General features: G+C 46.6%; 2 protein-coding genes. Both read right to left on the reverse strand.

Annotated features, from left to right (window positions below; genetic code table 11):
• Positions 1–63: 63 nt before the first annotated feature.
• Positions 64–2127, reverse strand: a complete 2064-nt coding sequence (locus tag ABYT30_RS18395) for a lipoxygenase family protein (RefSeq protein ID WP_373097970.1) — start codon at positions 2125–2127, stop codon at positions 64–66.
• Between the two features lie 157 nt (positions 2128–2284).
• The coding region (locus ABYT30_RS18400; protein WP_373097972.1) for a hypothetical protein at positions 2285–2479 on the reverse strand (195 nt) is incomplete at its 5' end.

A 2479-nucleotide genomic window follows, 5' to 3' on the forward strand; every position in this document is an offset into this window, starting at 1 on the left:
CCGGTGGAGCCTTTGATAAAGCTTCGACGGCTAATAGATTTTTTATTCATTTTTTATTATCTCCTAATTCCAAGGACTGCAGGTCAGAGTTGCCGGCCGTTTCATACCATACCCCCACCTGCGACTTAGATTTTTCTTTTGAATTTGTGTGTCAGCAATAAACAATTCTTGCTGAAACCTTTTCAGATGGCGGTATATACGTTGATCATGCATAAAATGCCCGTCTGGGAATCGACCCAAAGATCGGTACCAATCATAAGGTAGGTCGACAAAGAAACGTGACACACAGAAAACACCTAAGCCAACGTTTATTGGCGGGTTAATATTGAGCCAATCTTCCTCGGATTTCACTTCGTCATTGCGCGGCACTCTGTCCGACCAATAACTGATTGGCGCCAGCTTGCTACAACCTAAGGTTGCTTCTAAGGCATGATTTACTGACATCCAGTAAATTACCCGCGCAGCCATGTCTACTAATTCCGAGATGGAATTTATCGCAGCGGGAAACCCATTCACCCGGCCCTCATTGGCTGTTTCGGCTGCAAATAACTGCAACTCATGATCTGCACGCACGTCGTCATCTGAACGATAATATTCTGCTAAGTAATTACCGGCCCACTTTTTAATAATCGGAAATAAATTATCATCGTCATAAAGTGGGAAATCGGCAATCGCACTAAAAGCATTAGGTCCACTGCGATCAAGCGGCGTGCTTTGGTCTACAAAGTGATAAAAACTTGATCTTTCGACAACTGCATCGAGGAACGTTTTACCCGTCCAACCAGAGACTTTGTCCATCATGCCGGTCAGCAGCCCCTGATCGGTACGACCATAGGTATTCGGGTCTTGGGTGCCGCTATCAGAAAATATACCGGCGTGATTATTAGTGATCAGTTCCATTAAATGCGGCTCAAGCAAAGCCCTTAGTGGATGCTGCGTAGATATATTGCGATAAAAACTGATGGCAATCGGTGCGATATAAACGTGCATGGAGAGATGGTCGACCACACTGCTCATGGCGTACATACTCATGAAGAGCGATTTGGCCATCTGCCAAGACCAATAGTCATCAGTGGGTGTCATAATGTCAGAGAGAGGACGCTCCGGATCCTGCTGGTTCGACTCCTTCCATGCGGCCCGCTCTGTCTGGTTTGCGGGGGTATGCTGAGTGCTTTGAATCGCAATTAGTTTAAGTGCACCACCCTTCCTTGGCACTGCAAATAGCGCTATAGGCGTGTAAAACCTACCACCAGCGGAGTTCTCTGCCGGCGGACGAATATTAAATTGGTGATACTCCTTATAGTCGACGATAAATGTGCGCCCCTCTGCCATGGCCTGGTTGATATCGTCATTTTTGAAATCAGCGGTGCGGCGGAATATATCGTTGTTCACCTTAAAATTGGCTTGGTGCTTGGTGAATGGCTTTATGCGTGTAAACGGCGATGAATGCGCAACTTGCGTCCATCCAATGACATCGTCGTCGCGAAATTCGCTGTCAAAAGGTTGCTTTGGGTAGCGCGCAGGCAAGGGTGGGTAATAGTCTAGGGTATCAACAGACTTCGCCTTGGTAGCCGGTGCCAAAGTCAAAACTGGGTCTAGTGGATTTACTCGAAAGAAAAAGGGACCACCACCATCGGTCAAATTTTCGGTGACCACCGATAGCAAGCGATTGATATTATTTAGTGCCTCGGTATTACTGGCCCAGAGCTCCCAATTGCGATCGAAGTAGTAAAAAAGGGATTCGTAAATATCAACCCCGCTATCGCCAGGATCTGAGTCATCACGACCAAATTGGTCTTCTTTTGCAAACGCCTGTCTATTATCTTTACTGCCGCGTAACGTCCACAACCTATTATTGTTGACTTGATCTGCGGCGACATTGCCGTGTACGACAGCACCTGGAATTAAATCATAGTTGTACCAGTTATCGGCTTTGGCAGCGGCAAGCTCTTCGTCGCGCAACTGCTGCTCTTTTAGCGTCGCTCGGTGATATATTTTAGGAAATGGATATATCGCCAGTTCAGTGTGACCATAGCCAGTACCGAACTGGTTATCTGTGTTGTGATCGTATATTTCGCCAACACTAAGCGGGAGCGGATTGATTCCTTTATTTTCTATATGTGACATTGTAGCCTCACTTTATTATTGATTGAGTAGAACGCTCTGTTTCTCCGGAAATTCCTGTTTTTCATAGTGGCTATCGAATCCAATATTAGCTAGAGCCGAGAACGCCAAAACGATAGCCCTTACGCGCCAATTCTATTTGGCGCGATAATATTTTCTGTTAGAAACTTACACTGAGCTCTACCCCGTAACTACGGGGTTCCGCGGCGATGTATTCGTCATACCCGAAGCTGGCTTGCAGATTCAGGGCGTACACATGGTATTCCTTGTCTAGCAAGTTCTTACCCCAAACACTTAGCTGGTAGCTGCCATCGTTCGCGTACCAACCTATGCGCCCGTTGTAGAGCCAATATGC

The sequence above is a fragment of the Zhongshania sp. genome, from assembly GCF_041623545.1.
GTDB lineage: Bacteria > Pseudomonadota > Gammaproteobacteria > Pseudomonadales > Spongiibacteraceae > Spongiibacter.